The sequence below is a fragment of the Corallococcus sp. CA053C genome (assembly GCF_003611675.1).
In the GTDB taxonomy this organism is placed as follows: domain Bacteria; phylum Myxococcota; class Myxococcia; order Myxococcales; family Myxococcaceae; genus Corallococcus.
Genome location: NZ_RAWA01000593.1, coordinates 1 through 4,389, shown reverse-complemented (window position 1 = coordinate 4,389; position 4,389 = coordinate 1). Strand labels below are relative to the sequence as shown.

3 protein-coding genes and 1 pseudogene are annotated in these 4,389 nt (G+C 71.4%); 2 read left to right on the top strand and 2 right to left on the bottom strand.

Translation table 11 applies throughout. From position 1 onward, the window contains the following. The first annotated feature begins 163 nt into the window (after nt 1–163). Nucleotides 164–2,056: a S8 family serine peptidase gene (locus D7V97_RS40555; RefSeq protein WP_120615914.1), complete on the top strand. Its 1,893-nt coding sequence runs from the start codon at nt 164–166 to the stop codon at nt 2,054–2,056. Between the two features lie 70 nt (nt 2,057–2,126). Here D7V97_RS40555 and D7V97_RS40550 read toward each other — a convergent pair whose 3' ends face one another. Then, a complete protein-coding gene (locus D7V97_RS40550; RefSeq protein WP_120615913.1) occupies nt 2,127–2,903 on the bottom strand; it encodes a hypothetical protein in 777 nt (258 codons plus the stop codon). Beyond that, nucleotides 2,900–3,529 (bottom strand): RNA polymerase sigma factor, encoded by a 630-nt coding sequence (locus D7V97_RS40545; protein ID WP_120615912.1) that lies wholly within the window; start codon nt 3,527–3,529, stop codon nt 2,900–2,902. Before D7V97_RS40545 ends, D7V97_RS40550 begins: the two co-directional genes overlap by 4 nt. Before the next feature lie 158 nt (nt 3,530–3,687). Here D7V97_RS40545 and D7V97_RS40540 point away from each other — a divergent pair. Continuing rightward, nucleotides 3,688–4,389, top strand: a pseudogene (locus D7V97_RS40540) (hypothetical protein); the annotation flags it as partial.

The following is a 4,389-nucleotide window of genomic DNA, read 5'->3' as shown; positions in this document are numbered from 1 at the left end:
CACCGGAGCGGGGACTCCAGGACCCTGCCCTCCCCGGCCAGGCCCCCGGCTTTCCTCCAGTTCACGACAGTCCCCAGGCACCGCGATCCATCCCGGCCCCCTCACGACACACCCATTTCGAGCGCATTTCGGAAGCCGCGCCGAACACCTGGGGGAGCACCACATGAAGCGTTTGAAGTCACTGGGCTGGGCCTTCACCACCACCGCCGTCCTCGGCTGCGGGGCCGGGCCTTCACCGGAAGCGTCCGCACCGGCCGGGACGCAGCGCGCCGCCGTCACGTCGGCCACGCCGCCCATCGTCGGTGTCACCGGCCCCAGCGCCTGTACCGCCCTCTATGCGTCCGGCGCGTCCCAAGCGGCGCTCACGCAGGCGGTGGTCGACCCCGCGCTCCATGCGGACGGCGCGGTGCGCACGCTCATCCTCTCCTTCAACACCGACGCCGCGGTGGCCCCGGCGATGAACCTGCTCACCCGCACGCTGCGGCTGACGCCGGGCAAGGGCGTGGGCGCGTTCAAGTCGTTGCCCATGGTGGCCGTGAAGCTGCCTGTCACGCCGCTGCTCACCACGACGCTGCGGCAGCTGCTCCAGCCGCTGGGCCTGCTGTCCATCTACGAGGACAAGTCGCTCCAGTACTTCCTGGACACCAGCGTGCCGTACATCCACGCGGACACGGCCCGCACCGCGTACCAGACGACCGGCGCGGGCATCGGCGTTGGCATCATCGACTCCGGGCTCGACGGCACGCACGGGGACTTCCCCCATGTGTCGCGCAACGTGAAGGTGGTGGCCCCGCTGGTGGACGTGGGCGTGGGCGGCGCGCTGTACCTGGACACGCCCAACAGCGACCTGACGAGCGGCCATGGCACCCACTGCGCCAGCATCATCGGCGGATCCGGGGCGCGCTCCGGTGGGGCGCACCAGGGCGTGGCTCCCGGGGCGAACCTCATCGGCGTGGGCACGGGGGACGCGCTGAGCATCCTGTTCGCGCTGGAGGGCTTCGACTTCCTGATGGATCCGGACGTGCGGGAGACGCACAACGTGCGCGTCATCTCCAACTCGTGGGGCACGAGCGGCAGCCACTTCGCACCCTTCGATCCCATCTCCATCGCCACCAAGCGCGCCTATGACCTGGGCATGGTGGTGGTGTTCGCGGCGGGCAACGAGGGCTCGTCTCCCGACACGCTCAACCCGTACAGCGCCTCGCCTTGTGTCATCTCCGTCGCGGCCGGCACGTCGCGCGACACCACCGCGGCCACCAACCCGCTGCTCAGCCAGGACAAGCCGGGCGAGCTGGCGGACTTCTCCAGCCGCGGCATCCCGGGCGACGCGTACCACCACCCGGACATCACGCTGCCGGGCGTGAACATCGTCGCCGCGCGCGCCCTCACCGGCACCATCGTGCAGCCGTACCTGGGCCTGGACGGCCTGCACCCGGAGCCGTTCTACACGGCCATCTCCGGCACCTCCATGGCCGCGCCGCATATGTCCGGTGTCGCCGCGCTCCTCCTGGAGGTGAACCCGTCGCTGAACATGGACGGTGTGCTCGCGGCCGTCACGTCCACCGCGCGGCCGATGTTCGCGACGGATGCGACGGGCGCCACGCGGCAACTGGAGACGTGGGAGGTCGGCGCGGGCTACGCGGATGTCTATGAGGCCGTGCGCCTGGTCAATGACAGCACCGGCACGCGCTACACCACGCAGACGACCGCGCTGCCAGGTTGGAGCGGCACGGTGCAGACCAGCCTCAACATCCCGGTGGTGGACCTGTCCCTCGCATCCGCCCAGGACGAGCACACGCTCGAGGTGCCCGCGGGCGCCAACGCCCTGCGCATCCGCACCGACTGGGGCAACCCCGGCTACGACCTGGACCTGTATGTCTATGGACCCAACGGCGCGCTCGTGGCCTCCAGCGCCGAGGGCACGTCCACGGGCGAAGCCGTCACCATTTCGAACCCCATCGCCGGTACGTGGCGCGTGCAGCTCAAAGGCTTCCTCAACGCGCCCACGCAGTACACCGGCACCGCGGAAGTGGACCGCCGCGTCCCGCGTCCGTAGTCACGGACCCCACCCGGCACGACGGTCCCCGCCCCTTCCCCGTGTTCGCACGGGGGAGGGGTTGTTCGTTTCAGGGGGTGAGCGTCACCTGCGTGTCCGCGAGCGTCCGGCCCTGCGCATCGGTGAAGCTCGCGCGCACGCGCACGGCGTCCTTCAGCCAACCGCCCTGCACCGGCGTGCTGAACGGCAGCGGCACGTCCACGCCCGCCGCGACCTCCGGGGCCGCGCCCTCGCTCGGGAAGAAGCGCAGGGGCTCACCCGTCTTCGACAGCCCTTCCACCGACAGGTGCACGCGCTCCGGCGCGGTGTAGCTGAACTGCACCGCGTTGCCCTCCGTGCACGCGAGCGTCCCGCCCGGACGGGCCTCCGCGAGCACCGTGCCCGTGGGCGCGACGCAGAACGCCCGCACGCCCCAGGCTCCGACTCCCGGAGCTGCCGAGCGCGCCTGCCACTCCTCCGTCGCCGTCACGTCGGGATGCTGGCGCGAGGGCCCCACGACCACCAGCGCCACCACGGCCGCCGCGGCGCCCAGCGACAGGGGCACGAGGAAGGGGGATGTGAACCACCGGCGCTCGGGCCGCACCACCTTGCGTGGGGCGGGCCCGGCGGCTTGCGCGAGCTTCGCGAACAGCGCCTGTTCCAACAGCGCGCCGCGGGCCTTCGGCAGCGCGCGCTGCTCCAGCACCGACTCCACGCGGGAGAGCTTGTCGTAGGTCTCCTGGCACTCCGGGCACGTCGCCAGGTGCGCGCGCAGGCGGCCGAAGCCCGCGGCGTCCACTCCGTCCGTCCCCTTCTCGAAGAGGGCCGCCATCGCCTTCTTCGCCTGACGGTCGTCACATCCGCTCATCGTGCACTCCGCCGCTTGAAGAAGCTCCAGCCCTGCGTCTCCAGGTCCTCCAGGTACCCCTTCGACTGGAGGAACCCGAGCAGCCTGGACTTCAACCCGAACTCGCGCCGCCGCACCTGGATGCGCGTGAGGCCCAGCACCGTGGCGGCCTCTTCCTGGGCGACTCCCTCGCCGAAGCGCAGCTCGAACAGCCGGTGCTCCTCGCGCGACAGCCCGTCCTTGAACGCCGCGAGGAGCGCTTCCACCTCGCGGTCCTCCAGCAGCTCCGCGAGTCCTCCGTCCTCGGCTGATGCCTCGGTGAGCCCCTCGAAGGGCTCGTCCCTGCCGACGACCTCGCGCTCGCGCGACTGCTCCAGCAGCACGTTGCGCGCGATGCCCATCAGGAAGTGGGCGTAGGGACGCGTGCCGTTGTAGGCCGTGCGCGTGCGCGGCTCGAAGGCGCGGGCGAAGGTCTCCAGCAGGGTGTTCTCCAGCTCCATCGCGTTCCTCAAGCGGGTGAAGCTCCCCCGCCAGGCGGCCGCCTTGAGCAGGCGTGCGAGCGGCTCCGCGTGCGCGCGATACACCTCCGCCAACACCTCCGGGGTGCCTTCGCGAAACCGGCGCAGCGTGTCGTCATCCCACTCCATCCCTCAGGGGCTTACCGCGACCGTCGCGGTCCCGTCACTTCCTGTTGTCACGAGCAGCCCCGGGTGGATTGCCGGATGTTTTCCGTGGCATCCTTTCGTGCCGCGCACCGCGCCATCTCTCCATGCGATCGCCCTCCCACAGGACCCTGGCCCTGGGTGTGCTCCTCCTGGTGGGAACCGCCGCGAGCGCCGCCCCCGAACAGGTCCACTACGCGCTCATCGTGGCCAGCAACACCGGCACCGAACCGTCCCAGGCGCCCCTGCGCTACGCCGACGACGACGGCGCCCGGTACTACGAGCTGTTCGCGCCCCGCTCGCGCGAGGTGGTGCTGCTGAGCGTCCTGGACGCCGACACGCAGGCCCTGCACCCGGGGCTCGCCGCGAAGACGCGGCCCCCCACGCATGCCGCGCTGTGGGATGCGCTCGCCCGCCTGAACGGCCGCATGGCCGAGGACCGGGCTCGAGGCGCGGTGCCGGTGCTGTCCTTCGTCTTCGTGGGCCATGGCAAGCGCGGCGCCGCGGGCGAGGGCAGCGTGAGCCTGCTGGACGGGCCCCTGACGCGCACGGAGCTGTTCTCGCGCGTGCTCACGCCGAGCAAGGCGTCGTTCCTCCAGCTCATCGTGGACGCGTGTGATTCGTACTTCTTCGTCCACTCGCGGGGCTCGCTGCCGGTGGGCCCCGCGTACGCGGACGCGGTGAAGGGGCTCCTGGGCGGCCGTGAGCTGGAGCGCTTCCCGCAGGTGGGCGTGGTGCTGTCCACGTCGTCGGAGCAGGAGAGCCACGAGTGGAGCGCCATCCGCTCGGGCGTCTTCAGCCACATGGTGCGCTCGGCGCTGTCGGGCGCGGGGGACGTCAACGGG

What these genes read in the sequence shown, in the direction of transcription:
- D7V97_RS40545 (WP_120615912.1), bottom strand. Translation starts at nt 3,529, where the DNA reads ATGGAGTGGGATGACGACACGCTGCGCCGGTTTCGCGAAGGCACCCCG.
- D7V97_RS40550 (WP_120615913.1), bottom strand. Translation starts at nt 2,903, where the DNA reads ATGAGCGGATGTGACGACCGTCAGGCGAAGAAGGCGATGGCGGCCCTC.
- D7V97_RS40555 (WP_120615914.1), top strand. Translation starts at nt 164, where the DNA reads ATGAAGCGTTTGAAGTCACTGGGCTGGGCCTTCACCACCACCGCCGTC.